The 21,848-nt window shown below is 71.3% G+C and carries 21 protein-coding genes and 2 pseudogenes; 11 read left to right on the forward strand and 12 right to left on the reverse strand.

Annotated features, from left to right (window positions below; all coding sequences use genetic code 11):
- The 11 genes and pseudogenes from ADY59_RS51875 to ADY59_RS37060 form a co-directional block, all read left to right on the forward strand.
- Nucleotides 1-377, forward strand: a pseudogene (locus tag ADY59_RS51875) (phosphatidylinositol phosphate synthase); the annotation flags it as partial.
- Nucleotides 374-1,282 carry a phosphatidylinositol mannoside acyltransferase gene (locus ADY59_RS37105; RefSeq protein WP_049572742.1) on the forward strand — a complete coding sequence of 303 codons (909 nt, stop codon included), beginning with the start codon at nt 374-376 and terminating at the stop codon, nt 1,280-1,282. The pseudogene ADY59_RS51875 and the gene ADY59_RS37105, both read left to right, overlap by 4 nt.
- Nucleotides 1,283-1,290: 8 nt before the next feature.
- Nucleotides 1,291-2,421 (forward strand): glycosyltransferase family 4 protein, encoded by a 1,131-nt coding sequence (locus ADY59_RS37100; protein ID WP_049572767.1) that lies wholly within the window; start codon nt 1,291-1,293, stop codon nt 2,419-2,421.
- Entirely contained in the window at nt 2,418-2,960 is a 543-nt protein-coding gene (locus ADY59_RS37095; protein ID WP_049572745.1) for a hypothetical protein, read from the forward strand. Before ADY59_RS37100 ends, ADY59_RS37095 begins: the two co-directional genes overlap by 4 nt.
- A gap of 62 nt (nt 2,961-3,022) precedes the next feature.
- Complete coding sequence (locus tag ADY59_RS37090) at nt 3,023-4,042, forward strand: DUF3048 domain-containing protein (RefSeq protein ID WP_231619071.1); 1,020 nt, start codon at nt 3,023-3,025, stop codon at nt 4,040-4,042.
- Between the two features lie 108 nt (nt 4,043-4,150).
- Nucleotides 4,151-5,077 (forward strand): pyridoxal 5'-phosphate synthase lyase subunit PdxS, encoded by a 927-nt coding sequence (gene pdxS, locus ADY59_RS37085; protein ID WP_049572749.1) that lies wholly within the window; start codon nt 4,151-4,153, stop codon nt 5,075-5,077.
- 132 nt (nt 5,078-5,209) lie between these two features.
- Nucleotides 5,210-6,901: an alkaline phosphatase D family protein gene (locus ADY59_RS37080; protein ID WP_049572752.1), complete on the forward strand. Its 1,692-nt coding sequence runs from the start codon at nt 5,210-5,212 to the stop codon at nt 6,899-6,901.
- A gap of 51 nt (nt 6,902-6,952) precedes the next feature.
- Complete coding sequence (locus ADY59_RS37075) at nt 6,953-7,381, forward strand: MarR family winged helix-turn-helix transcriptional regulator (protein WP_049572755.1); 429 nt, start codon at nt 6,953-6,955, stop codon at nt 7,379-7,381.
- 10 nt (nt 7,382-7,391) lie between these two features.
- Nucleotides 7,392-8,567: an MFS transporter gene (locus ADY59_RS37070; protein WP_231619072.1), complete on the forward strand. Its 1,176-nt coding sequence runs from the start codon at nt 7,392-7,394 to the stop codon at nt 8,565-8,567.
- Between the two features lie 56 nt (nt 8,568-8,623).
- On the forward strand, nt 8,624-9,217 hold the full coding sequence (gene pdxT / locus ADY59_RS37065; protein WP_049572758.1) for a pyridoxal 5'-phosphate synthase glutaminase subunit PdxT: 594 nt from the start codon (nt 8,624-8,626) through the stop codon (nt 9,215-9,217).
- Nucleotides 9,218-9,223: 6 nt separating this feature from the next.
- Nucleotides 9,224-9,976 (forward strand): YebC/PmpR family DNA-binding transcriptional regulator, encoded by a 753-nt coding sequence (locus ADY59_RS37060; protein ID WP_049572761.1) that lies wholly within the window; start codon nt 9,224-9,226, stop codon nt 9,974-9,976.
- A gap of 322 nt (nt 9,977-10,298) precedes the next feature.
- Here ADY59_RS37060 and ADY59_RS53570 read toward each other — a convergent pair whose 3' ends face one another.
- From ADY59_RS53570 to ADY59_RS51870, 12 genes and pseudogenes are all read right to left on the reverse strand, one after another.
- Nucleotides 10,299-11,723 (reverse strand): carbohydrate ABC transporter permease, encoded by a 1,425-nt coding sequence (locus tag ADY59_RS53570; protein ID WP_049572766.1) that lies wholly within the window; start codon nt 11,721-11,723, stop codon nt 10,299-10,301.
- A 149-nt stretch (nt 11,724-11,872) separates the two neighbouring features.
- A complete protein-coding gene (locus ADY59_RS37045; protein ID WP_049572761.1) occupies nt 11,873-12,625 on the reverse strand; it encodes a YebC/PmpR family DNA-binding transcriptional regulator in 753 nt (250 codons plus the stop codon).
- A 6-nt stretch (nt 12,626-12,631) separates the two neighbouring features.
- Nucleotides 12,632-13,225: a pyridoxal 5'-phosphate synthase glutaminase subunit PdxT gene (gene pdxT, locus ADY59_RS37040; RefSeq protein ID WP_049572758.1), complete on the reverse strand. Its 594-nt coding sequence runs from the start codon at nt 13,223-13,225 to the stop codon at nt 12,632-12,634.
- A 56-nt stretch (nt 13,226-13,281) separates the two neighbouring features.
- Entirely contained in the window at nt 13,282-14,457 is a 1,176-nt protein-coding gene (locus ADY59_RS37035) for an MFS transporter (protein WP_231619072.1), read from the reverse strand.
- A gap of 10 nt (nt 14,458-14,467) precedes the next feature.
- On the reverse strand, nt 14,468-14,896 hold the full coding sequence (locus tag ADY59_RS37030; RefSeq protein ID WP_049572755.1) for a MarR family winged helix-turn-helix transcriptional regulator: 429 nt from the start codon (nt 14,894-14,896) through the stop codon (nt 14,468-14,470).
- Between the two features lie 51 nt (nt 14,897-14,947).
- Nucleotides 14,948-16,639 (reverse strand): alkaline phosphatase D family protein, encoded by a 1,692-nt coding sequence (locus tag ADY59_RS37025; protein ID WP_049572752.1) that lies wholly within the window; start codon nt 16,637-16,639, stop codon nt 14,948-14,950.
- Nucleotides 16,640-16,771: 132 nt separating this feature from the next.
- On the reverse strand, nt 16,772-17,698 hold the full coding sequence (gene pdxS / locus ADY59_RS37020) for a pyridoxal 5'-phosphate synthase lyase subunit PdxS (protein ID WP_049572749.1): 927 nt from the start codon (nt 17,696-17,698) through the stop codon (nt 16,772-16,774).
- A 108-nt stretch (nt 17,699-17,806) separates the two neighbouring features.
- Nucleotides 17,807-18,826 (reverse strand): DUF3048 domain-containing protein, encoded by a 1,020-nt coding sequence (locus tag ADY59_RS37015; protein ID WP_231619071.1) that lies wholly within the window; start codon nt 18,824-18,826, stop codon nt 17,807-17,809.
- A gap of 62 nt (nt 18,827-18,888) precedes the next feature.
- Nucleotides 18,889-19,431 (reverse strand): hypothetical protein, encoded by a 543-nt coding sequence (locus ADY59_RS37010; protein ID WP_049572745.1) that lies wholly within the window; start codon nt 19,429-19,431, stop codon nt 18,889-18,891.
- A complete protein-coding gene (locus ADY59_RS37005) occupies nt 19,428-20,558 on the reverse strand; it encodes a glycosyltransferase family 4 protein (protein ID WP_049572767.1) in 1,131 nt (376 codons plus the stop codon). Before ADY59_RS37005 ends, ADY59_RS37010 begins: the two co-directional genes overlap by 4 nt.
- Nucleotides 20,559-20,566: 8 nt before the next feature.
- Entirely contained in the window at nt 20,567-21,475 is a 909-nt protein-coding gene (locus ADY59_RS37000; RefSeq protein ID WP_049572742.1) for a phosphatidylinositol mannoside acyltransferase, read from the reverse strand.
- A pseudogene (locus ADY59_RS51870) lies at nt 21,472-21,848 on the reverse strand (phosphatidylinositol phosphate synthase); the annotation flags it as partial. The gene ADY59_RS37000 and the pseudogene ADY59_RS51870, both read right to left, overlap by 4 nt.

Here is a 21,848-nt window from a genome sequence, read left to right on the forward strand (position 1 = left end):
GGGGAGGGGGGAGCACCTGGGGGGCGTTCCTGGACTCCACGCTCGACCGGGTCGCCGACGCGGCGATCTTCGCCGGGCTGATCCTCTACTTCGTCTCCACCGGTGACGCCCTGATGGTGGCGGTGACGCTGTTCTGCCTGGTGGCGGGGGCGGTGGTCTCCTATGCGAAGGCGCGGGCCGAGGGGCTCGGGCTGACCTGCGACGTGGGGCTGGCCGAGCGGCCGGAGCGGCTGGTGGTCGCGCTGGTGGCGACCTGCTTCTCCGGGCTGGGGGTGCCCTACGTCCTGGCGGCCGGCATGTGGTTGCTCGCGGCGGCCAGTGCCGTCACCGTGGTACAGCGCGTGGTTCACGTCTACCGGCAGACGAGGGAGCGATGAGCGGCAAGCCGTCTTTCACCGATCGAGTCGTGGCCGCGGGTTTCGCGGCGGGCTGGACTTTGGTCCCGCTGCTGCCCGAAAGGCCCACGGCGGCGGTGTTCCGGTTCCTGGCCGACCGGGTGTGGAGCAGGGGCGGCCGGTCGGTGCGCCGGCTGGAGTCCAACCTGGCCAGGGTGACCGGGCTGGCCCCCGGCAGCCCGGAGCTGCGTGAGCTGACCAGGGCGGGGATGCGCTCCTACTTCCGCTACTTCCACGAGATCTTCCGGCTGCCGTCGATGTCGGCCGAGGAGATCGTGCGGCGCAGCCACACCGTCGGGGCCGAGCACGTGCACGACACGGTGGCGGCCGGGCGCGGCGTGGTGCTGGCGCTGCCGCACATGGGCAACTGGGACCAGGCGGGCGCCTGGCTGGTGGCCGTCGGCCACCCGTTCACCACGGTGGCCGAGCGGCTGCGGCCCGAGTCGCTGTTCCGCCGCTACGTGCGCTTCCGCGAGGGCCTCGGCATGGAGGTGCTGCCGCTCACCGGCGGCGACGGGCACAACTTCGGCACGCTGGCCACCCGGGTGCGCAAGGGCGGCGTGGTGTGCCTGCCGGCCGAGCGTGACCTGACCAAGAGCGGTGTCGAGGTGGAGTTCTTCGGCGCGACGACGAAGATGCCGGCCGGGCCGCCGTTGCTGGCGGTGCAGACGGGCGCCGCGCTGCTGCCGGCGATCTTGTCGTTCGAGGGCGACGACTGGCGCATCCACATCCACGAGGAGATCCCGGTCCCGGCCGAGGGCGGCCGCAAGGAGAAGGTGGCGGCCGTGGCGCAGAGCCTGGCCGAGGTGTTCGAGAAAGGCATCGCCGAGCATCCCGCGGACTGGCACATGCTGCAGCGGCTCTGGCTGGAGGACTTGCGACCATGAAGGCCGGCATGAAGGTCGGTATCGTATGCCCCTATTCGTGGGACGTGCCGGGCGGGGTCAAGCAGCACGTCGACGACCTGACGCAGGCGCTGATGGCGCAGGGGCACGAGGTCTCGGTGATCGCGCCGGCCAGCGACGACGACGAGCTGCCGCCGTACGTGACGGGCGCCGGCCGGGCCGTGCCGGTGCCCTACAACGGGTCGGTGGCCCGGATGTCGTTCGGGTTCATCTCGGCGGCGCGGGTGCGGCGCTGGGTGCGCACCGGCGGCTTCGACGTGCTGCACATCCACGAGCCGCTGATCCCCAGCCTGGGCGTGCTGGCCTGCTGGGCGGCCAAGGGGCCGATCGTGGCGACCTTCCACGCCTCCTTCACCCGCTCGCGGGCCATCGCGGTGGCCGAGCCGCTGCTGCGCAGCGCGCTGGAGAAGCTGAGCGGGCGCATCGCGGTCTCCGACGCGGCCCGCAAGAGCTTGGTGGAGCAGTTCGGCGGCGACACGGTGCTGATCCCCAACGGGGTGACGGTCGGCCGCTACACCGAGGCCGAGCCGCTCGACGGGTGGGGGCCCGACGGGTCGACGATCGGGTTCCTGGGCCGGATGGACGAGGAGCGCAAGGGGCTGCCGATCCTGCTGGAGGCGTTCAAGCTGCTGGCGGCCGAGCGGCCGGACCTCAAGCTGCTGATCGCCGGGCCGGGCGACGCCAAGGACGTCTACGACAAGGTGCCGAAGGCGTTCCGCGACCGGGTGACGGTGCTGGGCATGGTGAGCGAGGCCAACAAGATCCGCGCCTACCATTCGGTCGACGTCTTCTGCGCGCCCAACACGCGTGGCGAGAGCTTCGGGATCGTGCTGGCGGAGGCGATGGCGTCCGGGGCGACGGTGCTGGCCAGCGACATCCCGGCGTTCCGGCGGGTGCTCGGCGAGGGGCAGGCGGGCGCGCTGTTCGCCAACGGCGACCCGGCCTCGCTCGCGCGTGAGGCGGCCGCGCTGCTCGACGCGCCCGAGCGGCGCGCCAAGCTGGCGGAGGAGGCGCTGGTGGCGGTGATGAAGTACGACTGGTCGACGGTGGCGCGTGACGTCGTGCGGGTGTACGAGACGGTGACGGCCGGCGGGGCCGGCCGGGTGGAGGAAGACCTGTGACATCCACCATGATCGTGCTGATCGTGGGCATCGTCGTGGTGCTCACGGCCGTCTACATCTCCTGGCGGGCGGGGCGGCTGGACCGGCTGCACATCCGGCTGGAGCTGGCCCGTGAGGCGCTGGAGGCGGCGCTGGTGCGGCGGCGGGCGGTGGTGCTGGAGCTGGCCGGCTCCCGGCTGCTCGACCCGGCGACGTCGCTGGTGCTGGCGGCGGCGGCGCACGAGGCCAGGATGGCCGGGCCGGACGAGCGCGAGCACGCCGAGAGCGACCTGTCGCGCGCGCTGCGGGCGGCCGTGGACCAGGAGCGGTTCCGGGAGAAGCTGGCCGAGTCGCCCGGCGGCGAGGATCTGCTGGAGGAGCTCGACGCGGCCGTGGCCAAAGTGGTCTACTCGCGCAGCTTCTACAACAACGCGGTCGGGGTGACCCGGACGGCGCAGCGCCGCTGGCTGGCGCGCACGCTGCGGCTGGCGGGGCACACGGCGTACCCGGACTTCTTCGAGATCGACGACAATCCGCCGGCGGCCATGGCAACTGAATGACCCGATTTTGGGTAGACCGGTAAGCTTCCTTCCGTTTCAGGCAAGAGCGGAGGAGATTTCAGGTGCGGCTACCCCGGATGATCACGGTGACGCTGGCCGGAGCGGCCGTCCTTCTCCCTGCGGCGGCCTGCTCGTCGGAGGAGCCCGCGCCGGGCAACGTGCCGCAGGCGGCCACCTCGCAGGCGCCGGTCGAGGAGCAGCCGCCGGAGAAGCTGCACCCGTTCACGGGCATGCCGATGACGGGCTCCGTCAAGCCGGTGGTCGCGGTCAAGATCGAGAACACCGCGGCGGGCAAGCCGCAGATGGGGCTCAAGAGCGCCGACATCGTCTACATCGAGCAGGTCGAGGCCGGTCTGACCCGGCTCATGGCGATCTTCTCCTCCAAGATCCCGCCCAAGGTCGGCCCGGTGCGCAGCGCCCGCATCTCCGACCTGCACATCGCGCCGATGTTCGGCAAGCCCGCGTTCGCCTATTCGGGCGCGCAGACCAAGATGCTGCCGTTCATCGCGGAGGCGTCCCTGTTCGACGTCTCCGACAGCCGGGTGCCGGGCGCGTACTTCCGCCAGCCCGGCCGCTACGCTCCCTACAACCTGTTCGCCCACACCAAGAAGCTGCTGGCCGGGGCGCCGAAGGCGAGCAAGGCCAAGGACGTCGGCTTCACCTTCGGCGACCCGCCGGCCGAGGGCGGCGTCGAGCGCAAGTCGTACTCGGTCAAGTGGCCGGCCGCCCGCTTCACCTTCGCCTGGTCCGAGGGCAAGAAACAGTGGCTGATCTGGCAGGACGGCAAGAAGGACATGGCGGCCGAGGGCGGCCAGCTCGGCGCCCCGACGATCGTCATCCAGTACACCAAGACCGAACGCTCGCAGTTCCACGACAGCAACCAGAGCTACACGCCGCTGGTGCACACCACCGGCAAGGGCTCGGCGATCGTGCTGCGGGACGGCATGGCGTACAAGGCGAAGTGGGAGCGGGAATCGGAGGACGGCGGCACGACGTTCACCACTCAGAGCGGCGAGCCGATGAACTTCGCGCCCGGGCAGGTCTGGGTGGCGCTCGCCAGCCGCAAGCCCGTGACGCCTTGACGTACAAAAGTCCCCGCCGAAGCTGACATCGTGGCAGGCGGGGAAGCGCCACATCAGGACCTACCATGGGTTTGATAACTTACCGTTGCCCCCCAGAGCCTCGTGAGGATGACCGTGTCCAGCAGCACGCCCGAAGCCCAGAACACCGCCGGACCCGCGACCGGCACCGCCCGTGTGAAGCGCGGCATGGCCGAGATGCTCAAGGGTGGCGTCATCATGGACGTCGTCACCCCTGAGCAGGCCAAGATCGCCGAAGACGCCGGAGCGGTCGCCGTGATGGCCCTGGAGCGGGTGCCCGCCGACATCCGCGCGCAGGGTGGCGTGTCCCGGATGAGCGACCCCGACATGATCGACGGCATCATCGCGGCCGTGTCGATCCCCGTCATGGCCAAGGCCCGCATCGGCCACTTCACCGAGGCCCGCGTGCTGCAGGCGCTCGGTGTCGACTACGTCGACGAGTCCGAGGTGCTCACCCCGGCCGACTACGCCAACCACATCGACAAGTGGCAGTTCACCGTGCCGTTCGTGTGCGGCGCGACCAACCTGGGTGAGGCCCTGCGCCGCATCACCGAGGGCGCGGCCATGATCCGCTCCAAGGGCGAGGCCGGCACCGGCGACGTGTCCAACGCCGTCACCCACATGCGCACCATCCGCGGCGAGCTCAAGCGCCTGAGCTCGCTGCCCGAGGACGAGCTGTACGTCGCGGCCAAGGAGCTGCAGGCCCCGTACGAGCTGGTCGCGGAGGTGGCCAGGGCGGGCAAGCTGCCGGTCGTGCTGTTCACCGCCGGCGGCATCGCCACCCCGGCCGACGCGGCCATGATGATGCAGCTGGGCGCCGAGGGCGTGTTCGTCGGCTCGGGCATCTTCAAGTCGGGCGACCCAGCCAAGCGTGCCGCGGCGATCGTCAAGGCGACCACGTTCTACGATGACCCGGACGTCATCGCCAAGGTGTCGCGCGGGCTGGGCGAGGCCATGGTGGGCATCAACGTGGACGACATCCCGCAGCCGCACCGGCTCGCCGAGCGCGGCTGGTAGGCGAAAACTTCCGTAAAAGGCGGCATCCGCGAAGGATGTCGCCTTTTACGTGTTGCATGGAGTTCACTCCCGAGTCACGATCTTGAGTCAGGCTACGCTCGTCCCCGGCCTTGATCGTCTCAAGGAGCAGCCATGCCCGAGCTCAACCGTCGCCACTTCCTCGTCACCGGCCTCGCGGCCGGCGCCGCGGCGGCCGTTCCCGCCGGCGCCGCCCACGCCGAGCCCGACCCCGCCCCCGACCCCGCAGCCGAGACCGCCCAGAGCCTCGCCTCACGCGGCCTGCGCGCCGACCCCTTCACCCTGGGCGTCGCCTCCGGCGATCCCGACCACGACGGCTTCGTGCTGTGGACCCGGCTGGCCCAGGAGCCGCTGGCCGAGGACGGCATGGGCGGCATGCCGCAGCGCCCGTTCCCGGTGCTGTGGCAGGTGTACGCCGACGAGCGCTGCCGCCGCCTGGTGCGCGCCGGCGTGGCCGTCGCCGCCCCCGAGTGGGGCCACAGCGTGCACGTCGAGGTGGGCCACCTCAGCTCCGGCCGCGAGTACTGGTACCGCTTCCGCGTCGGCCCGTACGTCTCCCAGGTCGGCCGCGCGCTCACCGCGCCGCACCCGCTGTCGTACGGCGGCGCGCTCACCATGGCGTTCGCCTCCTGCGCCCAGTTCGAGCACGGCTACTTCACCTCCTACCGCCGCATGGCCGAGGACCGCCCGGACATCGTCCTGCACCTGGGCGACTACCAGTACGAGTACAAGCGGGAGACGTACAACAGCCCCGGCGGCAACGTCCGCCACCACGAGGGCCCCGAGACCGAGACGCTGGCCGGATATCGCCAGCGCCACGCCCAGTACAAGGCCGACCCCGACCTGCAGGCCGCGCACGCCGCCTCGCCGTGGCTGGTGGTGTGGGACGACCACGAACTGGACAACAACTGGGCCGACGAGGTCGCGGAGAAGCCGGAGATCCCGCAGCCGGGCTTCCTGTCCAGGCGTGAGGCGGCCTTCCGGGCCTACTACGAGAACATGCCGCTGCGCCGCGCCTCCGTGCCGCGCGGCATCGACATGCAGCTCTACCGGCGCGTCCGGTGGGGCCGGATGGCCACCTTCCACATGCTCGACACCCGCCAGTACCGCGACGACCAGGGCTGCGGCGACGGCTACCGTGACTGCCCGGCCGCCGTCGACCCGGCCAGGTCCATCACCGGGGCCGAGCAGGAGGCGTGGCTGCTCGACGGCTTCCGCCACTCGCGCGCCCAGTGGGACATCCTCGGCCAGCAGGTGTTCTTCGCCCAGCGTGACAACAACGCCGGCCCCGCCAAGATCACCAGCCAGGACGCCTGGGACGGCTACGTGGCCTCGCGCCGCCGCATCACGCAGGGCTGGATCGACGCCGGGGTGCGCAACCCGGTGGTGCTGACCGGTGACGTGCACGCGCACTGGGCCAGCGACCTCAAGCTCGACTACGACGACCCCACCGGCCCGTCGGTCGGCTCGGAGCTGGTGGCCAGCTCGATCTCGACGGGCGGCGACGGCGCCGACTCCGACCCGGCGACCCACCCGTTCCTGAAGATCAACCCGCATCTGAAGTTCTACAACAACCAGCGCGGCTACGTGCTGACGAAGATCGAGCGTGACCTGCTCACCGCCGACTTCAAGGTGCTCCCGCAGGTCCGCGAGGCCGGTTCGGAGGCGTACACCCGGGCCACGTACGTGGTCGAGGACCGGGTGCCGGGCGTGCAGCAGACCTACCTGCGCCCGCTCGACCCGGCGCTGCGCAGCCGCGCGATGACCGTCGAGGAGACGGTCCGCCTGGAGACCGAACGCCCGTAGACAGGGGCCCGTTTTGGCATACTTAGCCAGGCTAACTTAGACTGGCTAAGTATGACAGACGCCGAACTCGCACTCGCCGAGCAGGTCTCCACGGTCCTTCGCCACCTGGTCCTGCTCCTGAGGCGCAGCGCCGCCGGCCAGCCGGTCACCAGCCAGCAGTACGCCGTGCTCGGCTCGCTGGAGGCCGGCCCGCGCCGCATGACGGAGCTGGCCGAGGAGCACGCCGTGCAGCTGCCGACCATGAGCGTGCAGATCAACCGGCTGGAGGAGGCCGGCCTCGTGGCCCGGGGCGCCGATCCCGCCGACGCGCGCGTCAGGACCGTCGAGCTCACCGGCGAGGGCCGCGACCGGCTGCTCGCCGTACGCCGCGCCAGGATCGCCGCCATCGCCGGCGAACTGGCCGAGCTCACCGGCGACGAGCGCGACACGCTCGCGGCAGCCCTCCCGGTGCTCGCGAAGTTCGGCAGGACCACCCTGTGAGGAGCATCAATTGTCCGGCGGAATCCTCCGCCAGCCGATGTCCGTGTGGGCCACCGCGTTCGCCGCGGTCGTCGCCTTCATGGGCATCGGCCTGGTCGACCCCATCCTGCCCGCCATCGCCCAGGGCCTCGACGCCACCCCGAGCCAGGTGTCGCTGCTGTTCACCAGCTACTTCCTGGTGACCGCCGTCGCCATGCTGGTCACCGGCTGGGTCTCCAGCCGCATCGGCGGCAAGCGCACGCTGCTGGCCGGCCTCGCGCTGGTCGTCGTGTTCGCCGCCCTGGCCGGCACCTCCGGCAGCGTCGCCGAGCTCATCGGCTTCCGCGCCGGCTGGGGCCTGGGCAACGCGCTGTTCGTCGCCACCGCGCTCGCCGTCATCGTCGGCGCCGCCGCCGGCGGCGCCGAATCGGCGATCATCCTGTACGAGGCCGCGCTCGGCCTGGGCATCTCCCTCGGCCCGCTGGCCGGGGCGCTGCTCGGCGACTGGAACTGGCGGGCCCCGTTCTTCGGCACCGCCACCCTCATGGCCGCCGGGTTCGTGCTGATCCTGACCCTGCTCAGGACCACGCCCAAACCGGCCGTCAAGACCCCGCTGAGCGCCCCGCTGCGGGCCCTGGCCCACGGCGGCCTGTCCACCACCGCCTTCACCGCGCTGTTCTACAACTTCGCGTTCTTCACCGTGCTCGCCTTCACCCCGTTCATCCTCGGCATGAGCCCGTACGGCATCGGCGCGGTCTTCTTCGGCTGGGGCGTCTGCGTGGCGCTCGCCTCGGTGTTCGGCGCGCCGCCGCTGCGCCGCCGGCTCGGCCCCGTCAACGTGCTGCACCTGGCGCTCGCGGTGCTGGCCGTGTGCCAGATCGGCATCGCCGTCACCGCCGGGGCCGGGCTGCAGGGCGGTGTCGTCGCCTTCACCGTGCTGACGGGCGTCCCGATCGGGCTGAACAACACCGTCTTCACCGAATCGGCCATGGAGGTCTCCGACGCGCCCCGGCCCGTCGCCTCCGCCGGTTACAACTTCGTCCGCTGGATGGGCGGGGCGCTGGCCCCGTACGTCGCCACCAAGCTCGGCGAGGACCTCGGCGCCCCTGTCCCGTACCTGCTCGGAGCGCTGTGCTGCGGCGTCGGCATGGCCGTCCTGTTCACCCGCCGACACCACCTCGGCGCGCTCGCGCCCGCCATCGTGTAGGAAGATGTCCGGGGCCCGTGACGTTGAATGCGGTGTCGAATCCACCAGGCGGAAGGATGAACGTGCCCTCGATCGGTGTACTCGCTCTGCAAGGAGACGTGCGCGAGCACCTGCGCATGCTGCGGGAGGCAGGCGCGTCGGCCACCACCGTGCGCCGGCCCGCGGAGCTCGACGCCGTCGACGCGCTGGTCATCCCCGGCGGCGAGTCGACCACCATGTGGAAGCTCGCCGACACCTTCGACCTGCTCGAACCCCTGCGCCTGCGGATCAAGGCCGGCATGCCCGCCTACGGCTCCTGCGCCGGCATGATCATGCTGGCCGACCGCATCGAGGACGGCATCGCCGGTCAGCAGACCCTCGGCGGCATCGACATGGTCGTCCGGCGCAACGCCTTCGGCCGCCAGGTCGACTCCTTCGAGGCCGACCTCGACTTCGCGGGCGAGCCCGTGCACGCCGTCTTCATCCGCGCGCCGTGGGTCGAATCCGTCGGAACGGACGTCACAGTGCTGGGCAGGGCCGAGCCTGGGGATAGGATCGTCGCGGTCCGGCAAGGATCGCTGCTCGCGACCTCGTTCCACCCGGAGCTCACGGGTGACACGCGCGTGCACCGGTATTTCGTAGACATGGTTGTATCGACAGTGAGGGACTAGTAGCCGATGTCCGGCCACTCCAAATGGGCGACGACGAAGCACAAGAAGGCCGCACTCGACGCCAAGCGCGGCAAGCTGTTCGCCAAGCTCATCAAGAACATCGAGGTGGCGGCCAGGACCGGCGGCCCTGACCCGGACGCCAACCCGACGCTCTTCGACGCCATCTTCAAGGCGAAGAAGAACTCCGTGCCCAACGACAACATCGAACGGGCCCGCAAGCGCGGCGGCGGCCTGGAGGCGGGCGGCGCCGACTGGCAGACCATCATGTACGAGGGCTACGCGCCCGGCGGCGTCGCGGTGCTCATCGAGTGCCTCACCGACAACCGCAACCGCGCCGCCTCCGAGGTCCGCGTCGCGCTCACCCGCAACGGCGGCTCCCTGGCCGACCCCGGCTCGGTGTCCTACATGTTCAACCGCAAGGGCGTCGTGCTCGTCCCCAAGAACGACCTCGACGAGGACACCGTCCTCATGGCCGTCCTGGAGGCGGGCGCCGAGGAGGTCAACGACCTCGGCGACTCCTTCGAGGTCGTCTCCGAGGCCGGCGACCTCGTCCCGGTCCGCAAGGCGCTCCAGGAGGCCGGGATCGACTACGACTCGGCCGAGTCGAGCTTCCTGCCGACGATGAGCGTGCCCCTCGACGAGGACGGCGCCAAGAAGGTCTTCCGCCTCATCGACGCGCTGGAGGACAGCGACGACGTGCAGAACGTCTTCGCCAACTTCGACGTCTCCGACGAGGTCATGGAGAAGCTGGACGCCTGACGCGCCCCGCGGCCCCGTGCAGGGTCGCGGGCACACCGGACGCGCGGCCCGGCCGCCGTCCGGGGGGTGCGCGCGCCCTCGGTCAGGGCACTGTGACATTCGCCCTTCGCGTAGCCGCGTCGCGGCGAGTCGGCGTAGGGTCGAGCGTCGTGACCTCCCGCACCACTCCCTCACCGCCGCCCCGCGCGCTGGGCTGGCTGCTCCTCATGCCCGCCGTCATCGGCATGCTGATCACGCTGGTCCTGCCCACGGTGCAGACGATCGCCTTCAGCTTCGAGTCCGGCGGCCTGACGGGACCCACGGAGTTCGTCGGCCTGAAGAACTACGGCACCGCCCTCGACGCCGAAGGCCCGTTCTGGCCCGCCCTGGGCTTCACGCTGTCGATCACGATCATGCCGCTGCTGGTGGCGCTCGTGGTCGCCCCGCTCCTTGCGCTCGCGCTGGACCGGGCCGGAACGTGGCCCCGGCGCGCCGGGCGGGTGGCGCTGTCGCTGGCCCTCGTGACGTTCTCACCGGCGGCGGTGGCCGCGTCGTGGCTGCGCGGCCTCGACCCCGCGGCCGGCGGCCTGACCGCCATGGCGCGCGAGCTGGCCGAGCCCGGCACGGCGCCCGGGGCGTTCCGGCTGATCTTCGCGGCCGCCATGTTCGGCGTGGTGTGCGCGCTGGCCGTGATGGCGTTCCTGCCGGCGCTGCGCGGCGGCACCGTGACCGGCTCGATGCTCGTGGTGGGCGCCCTGGTCGCGCTCGCCGCCCTCGCCGCCGGGCTCCAGACGTTCACGATGAGCCTCGCGCTGACCCGCGGCGGGCCGCTGGACTCCACCCAGACGCTCGGCCTGCTCCAGTACACCTTCGCCTTCCAGACGATCAGGCTCGGCCTGGGGGCCTCCGTAGGCGCCGTCGTCGGGGTCGTCCTCGGCGTGCTGGGCATCCTCGCGGTGGCCCTCGCCGCGGCGAGGACCACCGCGAGGATGCCCAGCACGCCGAGGACGACCCCGACGACGGCGCCTACGGAGGCCCCCAGGCCGAGCCTGATCGTCTGGAAGGCGAAGGTGTACTGGAGCAGGCCGAGCGTCTGGGTGGAGTCCAGCGGCCCGCCGCGGGTCAGCGCGAGGCTCATCGTGAACGTCTGGAGCCCGGCGGCGAGGGCGGCGAGCGCGACCAGGGCGCCCACCACGAGCATCGAGCCGGTCACGGTGCCGCCGCGCAGCGCCGGCAGGAACGCCATCACGGCCAGCGCGCACACCACGCCGAACATGGCGGCCGCGAAGATCAGCCGGAACGCCCCGGGCGCCGTGCCGGGCTCGGCCAGCTCGCGCGCCATGGCGGTCAGGCCGCCGGCCGCGGGGTCGAGGCCGCGCAGCCACGACGCGGCCACCGCCGCCGGTGAGAACGTCACGAGGGCCAGCGACAGCGCCACCCGCCCGGCGCGCCGGGGCCACGTTCCGGCCCGGTCCAGCGCGAGCGCAAGGAGCGGGGCGACCACGAGCGCCACCAGCAGCGGCATGATCGTGATCGACAGCGTGAAGCCCAGGGCGGGCCAGAACGGGCCTTCGGCGTCGAGGGCGGTGCCGTAGTTCTTCAGGCCGACGAACTCCGTGGGTCCCGTCAGGCCGCCGGACTCGAAGCTGAAGGCGATCGTCTGCACCGTGGGCAGGACCAGCGTGATCAGCATGCCGATGACGGCGGGCATGAGGAGCAGCCAGCCCAGCGCGCGGGGCGGCGGTGAGGGAGTGGTGCGGGAGGTCACGACGCTCGACCCTACGCCGACTCGCCGCGACGCGGCTACGCGAAGGGCGAATGTCACAGTGCCCTGACCGAGGGCGCGCGCACCCCCCGGACGGCGGCCGGGCCGCGCGTCCGGTGTGCCCGCGACCCTGCACGGGGCCGCGGGGCGCGTCAGGCGTCCAGCTTCTCCATGACCTCGTCGGAGACGTCGAAGTTGGCGAAGACGTTCTGCACGTCGTCGCTGTCCTCCAGCGCGTCGATGAGGCGGAAGACCTTCTTGGCGCCGTCCTCGTCGAGGGGCACGCTCATCGTCGGCAGGAAGCTCGACTCGGCCGAGTCGTAGTCGATCCCGGCCTCCTGGAGCGCCTTGCGGACCGGGACGAGGTCGCCGGCCTCGGAGACGACCTCGAAGGAGTCGCCGAGGTCGTTGACCTCCTCGGCGCCCGCCTCCAGGACGGCCATGAGGACGGTGTCCTCGTCGAGGTCGTTCTTGGGGACGAGCACGACGCCCTTGCGGTTGAACATGTAGGACACCGAGCCGGGGTCGGCCAGGGAGCCGCCGTTGCGGGTGAGCGCGACGCGGACCTCGGAGGCGGCGCGGTTGCGGTTGTCGGTGAGGCACTCGATGAGCACCGCGACGCCGCCGGGCGCGTAGCCCTCGTACATGATGGTCTGCCAGTCGGCGCCGCCCGCCTCCAGGCCGCCGCCGCGCTTGCGGGCCCGTTCGATGTTGTCGTTGGGCACGGAGTTCTTCTTCGCCTTGAAGATGGCGTCGAAGAGCGTCGGGTTGGCGTCCGGGTCAGGGCCGCCGGTCCTGGCCGCCACCTCGATGTTCTTGATGAGCTTGGCGAACAGCTTGCCGCGCTTGGCGTCGAGTGCGGCCTTCTTGTGCTTCGTCGTCGCCCATTTGGAGTGGCCGGACATCGGCTACTAGTCCCTCACTGTCGATACAACCATGTCTACGAAATACCGGTGCACGCGCGTGTCACCCGTGAGCTCCGGGTGGAACGAGGTCGCGAGCAGCGATCCTTGCCGGACCGCGACGATCCTATCCCCAGGCTCGGCCCTGCCCAGCACTGTGACGTCCGTTCCGACGGATTCGACCCACGGCGCGCGGATGAAGACGGCGTGCACGGGCTCGCCCGCGAAGTCGAGGTCGGCCTCGAAGGAGTCGACCTGGCGGCCGAAGGCGTTGCGCCGGACGACCATGTCGATGCCGCCGAGGGTCTGCTGACCGGCGATGCCGTCCTCGATGCGGTCGGCCAGCATGATCATGCCGGCGCAGGAGCCGTAGGCGGGCATGCCGGCCTTGATCCGCAGGCGCAGGGGTTCGAGCAGGTCGAAGGTGTCGGCGAGCTTCCACATGGTGGTCGACTCGCCGCCGGGGATGACCAGCGCGTCGACGGCGTCGAGCTCCGCGGGCCGGCGCACGGTGGTGGCCGACGCGCCTGCCTCCCGCAGCATGCGCAGGTGCTCGCGCACGTCTCCTTGCAGAGCGAGTACACCGATCGAGGGCACGTTCATCCTTCCGCCTGGTGGATTCGACACCGCATTCAACGTCACGGGCCCCGGACATCTTCCTACACGATGGCGGGCGCGAGCGCGCCGAGGTGGTGTCGGCGGGTGAACAGGACGGCCATGCCGACGCCGCAGCACAGCGCTCCGAGCAGGTACGGGACAGGGGCGCCGAGGTCCTCGCCGAGCTTGGTGGCGACGTACGGGGCCAGCGCCCCGCCCATCCAGCGGACGAAGTTGTAACCGGCGGAGGCGACGGGCCGGGGCGCGTCGGAGACCTCCATGGCCGATTCGGTGAAGACGGTGTTGTTCAGCCCGATCGGGACGCCCGTCAGCACGGTGAAGGCGACGACACCGCCCTGCAGCCCGGCCCCGGCGGTGACGGCGATGCCGATCTGGCACACGGCCAGCACCGCGAGCGCCAGGTGCAGCACGTTGACGGGGCCGAGCCGGCGGCGCAGCGGCGGCGCGCCGAACACCGAGGCGAGCGCCACGCAGACGCCCCAGCCGAAGAAGACCGCGCCGATGCCGTACGGGCTCATGCCGAGGATGAACGGGGTGAAGGCGAGCACGGTGAAGAACGCGAAGTTGTAGAACAGCGCGGTGAAGGCGGTGGTGGACAGGCCGCCGTGGGCCAGGGCCCGCAGCGGGGCGCTCAGCGGGGTCTTGACGGCCGGTTTGGGCGTGGTCCTGAGCAGGGTCAGGATCAGCACGAACCCGGCGGCCATGAGGGTGGCGGTGCCGAAGAACGGGGCCCGCCAGTTCCAGTCGCCGAGCAGCGCCCCGGCCAGCGGGCCGAGGGAGATGCCCAGGCCGAGCGCGGCCTCGTACAGGATGATCGCCGATTCGGCGCCGCCGGCGGCGGCGCCGACGATGACGGCGAGCGCGGTGGCGACGAACAGCGCGTTGCCCAGGCCCCAGCCGGCGCGGAAGCCGATGAGCTCGGCGACGCTGCCGGAGGTGCCGGCCAGGGCGGCGAACACGACGACCAGCGCGAGGCCGGCCAGCAGCGTGCGCTTGCCGCCGATGCGGCTGGAGACCCAGCCGGTGACCAGCATGGCGACGGCGGTCACCAGGAAGTAGCTGGTGAACAGCAGCGACACCTGGCTCGGGGTGGCGTCGAGGCCCTGGGCGATGGCGGGCAGGATGGGGTCGACCAGGCCGATGCCCATGAAGGCGACGACCGCGGCGAACGCGGTGGCCCACACGGACATCGGCTGGCGGAGGATTCCGCCGGACAATTGATGCTCCTCACAGGGTGGTCCTGCCGAACTTCGCGAGCACCGGGAGGGCTGCCGCGAGCGTGTCGCGCTCGTCGCCGGTGAGCTCGGCCAGTTCGCCGGCGATGGCGGCGATCCTGGCGCGGCGTACGGCGAGCAGCCGGTCGCGGCCCTCGCCGGTGAGCTCGACGGTCCTGACGCGCGCGTCGGCGGGATCGGCGCCCCGGGCCACGAGGCCGGCCTCCTCCAGCCGGTTGATCTGCACGCTCATGGTCGGCAGCTGCACGGCGTGCTCCTCGGCCAGCTCCGTCATGCGGCGCGGGCCGGCCTCCAGCGAGCCGAGCACGGCGTACTGCTGGCTGGTGACCGGCTGGCCGGCGGCGCTGCGCCTCAGGAGCAGGACCAGGTGGCGAAGGACCGTGGAGACCTGCTCGGCGAGTGCGAGTTCGGCGTCTGTCATACTTAGCCAGTCTAAGTTAGCCTGGCTAAGTATGCCAAAACGGGCCCCTGTCTACGGGCGTTCGGTCTCCAGGCGGACCGTCTCCTCGACGGTCATCGCGCGGCTGCGCAGCGCCGGGTCGAGCGGGCGCAGGTAGGTCTGCTGCACGCCCGGCACCCGGTCCTCGACCACGTACGTGGCCCGGGTGTACGCCTCCGAACCGGCCTCGCGGACCTGCGGGAGCACCTTGAAGTCGGCGGTGAGCAGGTCACGCTCGATCTTCGTCAGCACGTAGCCGCGCTGGTTGTTGTAGAACTTCAGATGCGGGTTGATCTTCAGGAACGGGTGGGTCGCCGGGTCGGAGTCGGCGCCGTCGCCGCCCGTCGAGATCGAGCTGGCCACCAGCTCCGAGCCGACCGACGGGCCGGTGGGGTCGTCGTAGTCGAGCTTGAGGTCGCTGGCCCAGTGCGCGTGCACGTCACCGGTCAGCACCACCGGGTTGCGCACCCCGGCGTCGATCCAGCCCTGCGTGATGCGGCGGCGCGAGGCCACGTAGCCGTCCCAGGCGTCCTGGCTGGTGATCTTGGCGGGGCCGGCGTTGTTGTCACGCTGGGCGAAGAACACCTGCTGGCCGAGGATGTCCCACTGGGCGCGCGAGTGGCGGAAGCCGTCGAGCAGCCACGCCTCCTGCTCGGCCCCGGTGATGGACCTGGCCGGGTCGACGGCGGCCGGGCAGTCACGGTAGCCGTCGCCGCAGCCCTGGTCGTCGCGGTACTGGCGGGTGTCGAGCATGTGGAAGGTGGCCATCCGGCCCCACCGGACGCGCCGGTAGAGCTGCATGTCGATGCCGCGCGGCACGGAGGCGCGGCGCAGCGGCATGTTCTCGTAGTAGGCCCGGAAGGCCGCCTCACGCCTGGACAGGAAGCCCGGCTGCGGGATCTCCGGCTTCTCCGCGACCTCGTCGGCCCAGTTGTTGTCCAGTTCGTGGTCGTCCCACACCACCAGCCACGGCGAGGCGGCGTGCGCGGCCTGCAGGTCGGGGTCGGCCTTGTACTGGGCGTGGCGCTGGCGATATCCGGCCAGCGTCTCGGTCTCGGGGCCCTCGTGGTGGCGGACGTTGCCGCCGGGGCTGTTGTACGTCTCCCGCTTGTACTCGTACTGGTAGTCGCCCAGGTGCAGGACGATGTCCGGGCGGTCCTCGGCCATGCGGCGGTAGGAGGTGAAGTAGCCGTGCTCGAACTGGGCGCAGGAGGCGAACGCCATGGTGAGCGCGCCGCCGTACGACAGCGGGTGCGGCGCGGTGAGCGCGCGGCCGACCTGGGAGACGTACGGGCCGACGCGGAAGCGGTACCAGTACTCGCGGCCGGAGCTGAGGTGGCCCACCTCGACGTGCACGCTGTGGCCCCACTCGGGGGCGGCGACGGCCACGCCGGCGCGCACCAGGCGGCGGCAGCGCTCGTCGGCGTACACCTGCCACAGCACCGGGAACGGGCGCTGCGGCATGCCGCCCATGCCGTCCTCGGCCAGCGGCTCCTGGGCCAGCCGGGTCCACAGCACGAAGCCGTCGTGGTCGGGATCGCCGGAGGCGACGCCCAGGGTGAAGGGGTCGGCGCGCAGGCCGCGTGAGGCGAGGCTCTGGGCGGTCTCGGCTGCGGGGTCGGGGGCGGGGTCGGGCTCGGCGTGGGCGGCGCCGGCGGGAACGGCCGCCGCGGCGCCGGCCGCGAGGCCGGTGACGAGGAAGTGGCGACGGTTGAGCTCGGGCATGGCTGCTCCTTGAGACGATCAAGGCCGGGGACGAGCGTAGCCTGACTCAAGATCGTGACTCGGGAGTGAACTCCATGCAACACGTAAAAGGCGACATCCTTCGCGGATGCCGCCTTTTACGGAAGTTTTCGCCTACCAGCCGCGCTCGGCGAGCCGGTGCGGCTGCGGGATGTCGTCCACGTTGATGCCCACCATGGCCTCGCCCAGCCCGCGCGACACCTTGGCGATGACGTCCGGGTCATCGTAGAACGTGGTCGCCTTGACGATCGCCGCGGCACGCTTGGCTGGGTCGCCCGACTTGAAGATGCCCGAGCCGACGAACACGCCCTCGGCGCCCAGCTGCATCATCATGGCCGCGTCGGCCGGGGTGGCGATGCCGCCGGCGGTGAACAGCACGACCGGCAGCTTGCCCGCCCTGGCCACCTCCGCGACCAGCTCGTACGGGGCCTGCAGCTCCTTGGCCGCGACGTACAGCTCGTCCTCGGGCAGCGAGCTCAGGCGCTTGAGCTCGCCGCGGATGGTGCGCATGTGGGTGACGGCGTTGGACACGTCGCCGGTGCCGGCCTCGCCCTTGGAGCGGATCATGGCCGCGCCCTCGGTGATGCGGCGCAGGGCCTCACCCAGGTTGGTCGCGCCGCACACGAACGGCACGGTGAACTGCCACTTGTCGATGTGGTTGGCGTAGTCGGCCGGGGTGAGCACCTCGGACTCGTCGACGTAGTCGACACCGAGCGCCTGCAGCACGCGGGCCTCGGTGAAGTGGCCGATGCGGGCCTTGGCCATGACGGGGATCGACACGGCCGCGATGATGCCGTCGATCATGTCGGGGTCGCTCATCCGGGACACGCCACCCTGCGCGCGGATGTCGGCGGGCACCCGCTCCAGGGCCATCACGGCGACCGCTCCGGCGTCTTCGGCGATCTTGGCCTGCTCAGGGGTGACGACGTCCATGATGACGCCACCCTTGAGCATCTCGGCCATGCCGCGCTTCACACGGGCGGTGCCGGTCGCGGGTCCGGCGGTGTTCTGGGCTTCGGGCGTGCTGCTGGACACGGTCATCCTCACGAGGCTCTGGGGGGCAACGGTAAGTTATCAAACCCATGGTAGGTCCTGATGTGGCGCTTCCCCGCCTGCCACGATGTCAGCTTCGGCGGGGACTTTTGTACGTCAAGGCGTCACGGGCTTGCGGCTGGCGAGCGCCACCCAGACCTGCCCGGGCGCGAAGTTCATCGGCTCGCCGCTCTGAGTGGTGAACGTCGTGCCGCCGTCCTCCGATTCCCGCTCCCACTTCGCCTTGTACGCCATGCCGTCCCGCAGCACGATCGCCGAGCCCTTGCCGGTGGTGTGCACCAGCGGCGTGTAGCTCTGGTTGCTGTCGTGGAACTGCGAGCGTTCGGTCTTGGTGTACTGGATGACGATCGTCGGGGCGCCGAGCTGGCCGCCCTCGGCCGCCATGTCCTTCTTGCCGTCCTGCCAGATCAGCCACTGTTTCTTGCCCTCGGACCAGGCGAAGGTGAAGCGGGCGGCCGGCCACTTGACCGAGTACGACTTGCGCTCGACGCCGCCCTCGGCCGGCGGGTCGCCGAAGGTGAAGCCGACGTCCTTGGCCTTGCTCGCCTTCGGCGCCCCGGCCAGCAGCTTCTTGGTGTGGGCGAACAGGTTGTAGGGAGCGTAGCGGCCGGGCTGGCGGAAGTACGCGCCCGGCACCCGGCTGTCGGAGACGTCGAACAGGGACGCCTCCGCGATGAACGGCAGCATCTTGGTCTGCGCGCCCGAATAGGCGAACGCGGGCTTGCCGAACATCGGCGCGATGTGCAGGTCGGAGATGCGGGCGCTGCGCACCGGGCCGACCTTGGGCGGGATCTTGGAGGAGAAGATCGCCATGAGCCGGGTCAGACCGGCCTCGACCTGCTCGATGTAGACGATGTCGGCGCTCTTGAGCCCCATCTGCGGCTTGCCCGCCGCGGTGTTCTCGATCTTGACCGCGACCACCGGCTTGACGGAGCCCGTCATCGGCATGCCCGTGAACGGGTGCAGCTTCTCCGGCGGCTGCTCCTCGACCGGCGCCTGCGAGGTGGCCGCCTGCGGCACGTTGCCCGGCGCGGGCTCCTCCGACGAGCAGGCCGCCGCAGGGAGAAGGACGGCCGCTCCGGCCAGCGTCACCGTGATCATCCGGGGTAGCCGCACCTGAAATCTCCTCCGCTCTTGCCTGAAACGGAAGGAAGCTTACCGGTCTACCCAAAATCGGGTCATTCAGTTGCCATGGCCGCCGGCGGATTGTCGTCGATCTCGAAGAAGTCCGGGTACGCCGTGTGCCCCGCCAGCCGCAGCGTGCGCGCCAGCCAGCGGCGCTGCGCCGTCCGGGTCACCCCGACCGCGTTGTTGTAGAAGCTGCGCGAGTAGACCACTTTGGCCACGGCCGCGTCGAGCTCCTCCAGCAGATCCTCGCCGCCGGGCGACTCGGCCAGCTTCTCCCGGAACCGCTCCTGGTCCACGGCCGCCCGCAGCGCGCGCGACAGGTCGCTCTCGGCGTGCTCGCGCTCGTCCGGCCCGGCCATCCTGGCCTCGTGCGCCGCCGCCGCCAGCACCAGCGACGTCGCCGGGTCGAGCAGCCGGGAGCCGGCCAGCTCCAGCACCACCGCCCGCCGCCGCACCAGCGCCGCCTCCAGCGCCTCACGGGCCAGCTCCAGCCGGATGTGCAGCCGGTCCAGCCGCCCCGCCCGCCAGGAGATGTAGACGGCCGTGAGCACCACGACGATGCCCACGATCAGCACGATCATGGTGGATGTCACAGGTCTTCCTCCACCCGGCCGGCCCCGCCGGCCGTCACCGTCTCGTACACCCGCACGACGTCACGCGCCACCGTCGACCAGTCGTACTTCATCACCGCCACCAGCGCCTCCTCCGCCAGCTTGGCGCGCCGCTCGGGCGCGTCGAGCAGCGCGGCCGCCTCACGCGCGAGCGAGGCCGGGTCGCCGTTGGCGAACAGCGCGCCCGCCTGCCCCTCGCCGAGCACCCGCCGGAACGCCGGGATGTCGCTGGCCAGCACCGTCGCCCCGGACGCCATCGCCTCCGCCAGCACGATCCCGAAGCTCTCGCCACGCGTGTTGGGCGCGCAGAAGACGTCGACCGAATGGTAGGCGCGGATCTTGTTGGCCTCGCTCACCATGCCCAGCACCGTCACCCGGTCGCGGAACGCCTTCGGCACCTTGTCGTAGACGTCCTTGGCGTCGCCCGGCCCGGCGATCAGCAGCTTGAGGTCCGGCCGCTCGGCCGCCAGCAGCTTGAACGCCTCCAGCAGGATCGGCAGCCCCTTGCGCTCCTCGTCCATCCGGCCCAGGAACCCGATCGTCGACCCGTCGGGCCCCCACCCGTCGAGCGGCTCGGCCTCGGTGTAGCGGCCGACCGTCACCCCGTTGGGGATCAGCACCGTGTCGCCGCCGAACTGCTCCACCAAGCTCTTGCGGGCCGCGTCGGAGACCGCGATGCGCCCGCTCAGCTTCTCCAGCGCGCTGCGCAGCAGCGGCTCGGCCACCGCGATGGCCCGCGAGCGGGTGAAGGAGGCGTGGAAGGTCGCCACGATCGGCCCCTTGGCCGCCCAGCAGGCCAGCACGCCCAGGCTGGGGATCAGCGGCTCGTGGATGTGCAGCACGTCGAAGCCGCCGGTGCGCACCCAGCGCCGCACCCGCGCCGCCGAGATGAACCCGAACGACATCCGGGCCACCGACCCGTTGTAGGGCACCGGCACGGCCCGGCCGGCGCCCGTCACGTACGGCGGCAGCTCGTCGTCGTCGCTGGCCGGCGCGATCACCGAGACCTCGTGCCCCTGCGCCATCAGCGCCTGCGTCAGGTCGTCGACGTGCTGCTTGACCCCGCCCGGCACGTCCCACGAATAGGGGCATACGATACCGACCTTCATGCCGGCCTTCATGGTCGCAAGTCCTCCAGCCAGAGCCGCTGCAGCATGTGCCAGTCCGCGGGATGCTCGGCGATGCCTTTCTCGAACACCTCGGCCAGGCTCTGCGCCACGGCCGCCACCTTCTCCTTGCGGCCGCCCTCGGCCGGGACCGGGATCTCCTCGTGGATGTGGATGCGCCAGTCGTCGCCCTCGAACGACAAGATCGCCGGCAGCAGCGCGGCGCCCGTCTGCACCGCCAGCAACGGCGGCCCGGCCGGCATCTTCGTCGTCGCGCCGAAGAACTCCACCTCGACACCGCTCTTGGTCAGGTCACGCTCGGCCGGCAGGCACACCACGCCGCCCTTGCGCACCCGGGTGGCCAGCGTGCCGAAGTTGTGCCCGTCGCCGCCGGTGAGCGGCAGCACCTCCATGCCGAGGCCCTCGCGGAAGCGCACGTAGCGGCGGAACAGCGACTCGGGCCGCAGCCGCTCGGCCACCGTGGTGAACGGGTGGCCGACGGCCACCAGCCAGGCGCCCGCCTGGTCCCAGTTGCCCATGTGCGGCAGCGCCAGCACCACGCCGCGCCCGGCCGCCACCGTGTCGTGCACGTGCTCGGCCCCGACGGTGTGGCTGCGCCGCACGATCTCCTCGGCCGACATCGACGGCAGCCGGAAGATCTCGTGGAAGTAGCGGAAGTAGGAGCGCATCCCCGCCCTGGTCAGCTCACGCAGCTCCGGGCTGCCGGGGGCCAGCCCGGTCACCCTGGCCAGGTTGGACTCCAGCCGGCGCACCGACCGGCCGCCCCTGCTCCACACCCGGTCGGCCAGGAACCGGAACACCGCCGCCGTGGGCCTTTCGGGCAGCAGCGGGACCAAAGTCCAGCCCGCCGCGAAACCCGCGGCCACGACTCGATCGGTGAAAGACGGCTTGCCGCTCATCGCTCCCTCGTCTGCCGGTAGACGTGAACCACGCGCTGTACCACGGTGACGGCACTGGCCGCCGCGAGCAACCACATGCCGGCCGCCAGGACGTAGGGCACCCCCAGCCCGGAGAAGCAGGTCGCCACCAGCGCGACCACCAGCCGCTCCGGCCGCTCGGCCAGCCCCACGTCGCAGGTCAGCCCGAGCCCCTCGGCCCGCGCCTTCGCATAGGAGACCACCGCCCCCGCCACCAGGCAGAACAGCGTCACCGCCACCATCAGGGCGTCACCGGTGGAGACGAAGTAGAGGATCAGCCCGGCGAAGATCGCCGCGTCGGCGACCCGGTCGAGCGTGGAGTCCAGGAACGCCCCCCAGGTGCTCCCCCCTCCCC

It is taken from the genome of Nonomuraea sp. SBT364 (assembly GCF_001083785.1).
Lineage (GTDB): Bacteria > Actinomycetota > Actinomycetes > Streptosporangiales > Streptosporangiaceae > Nonomuraea.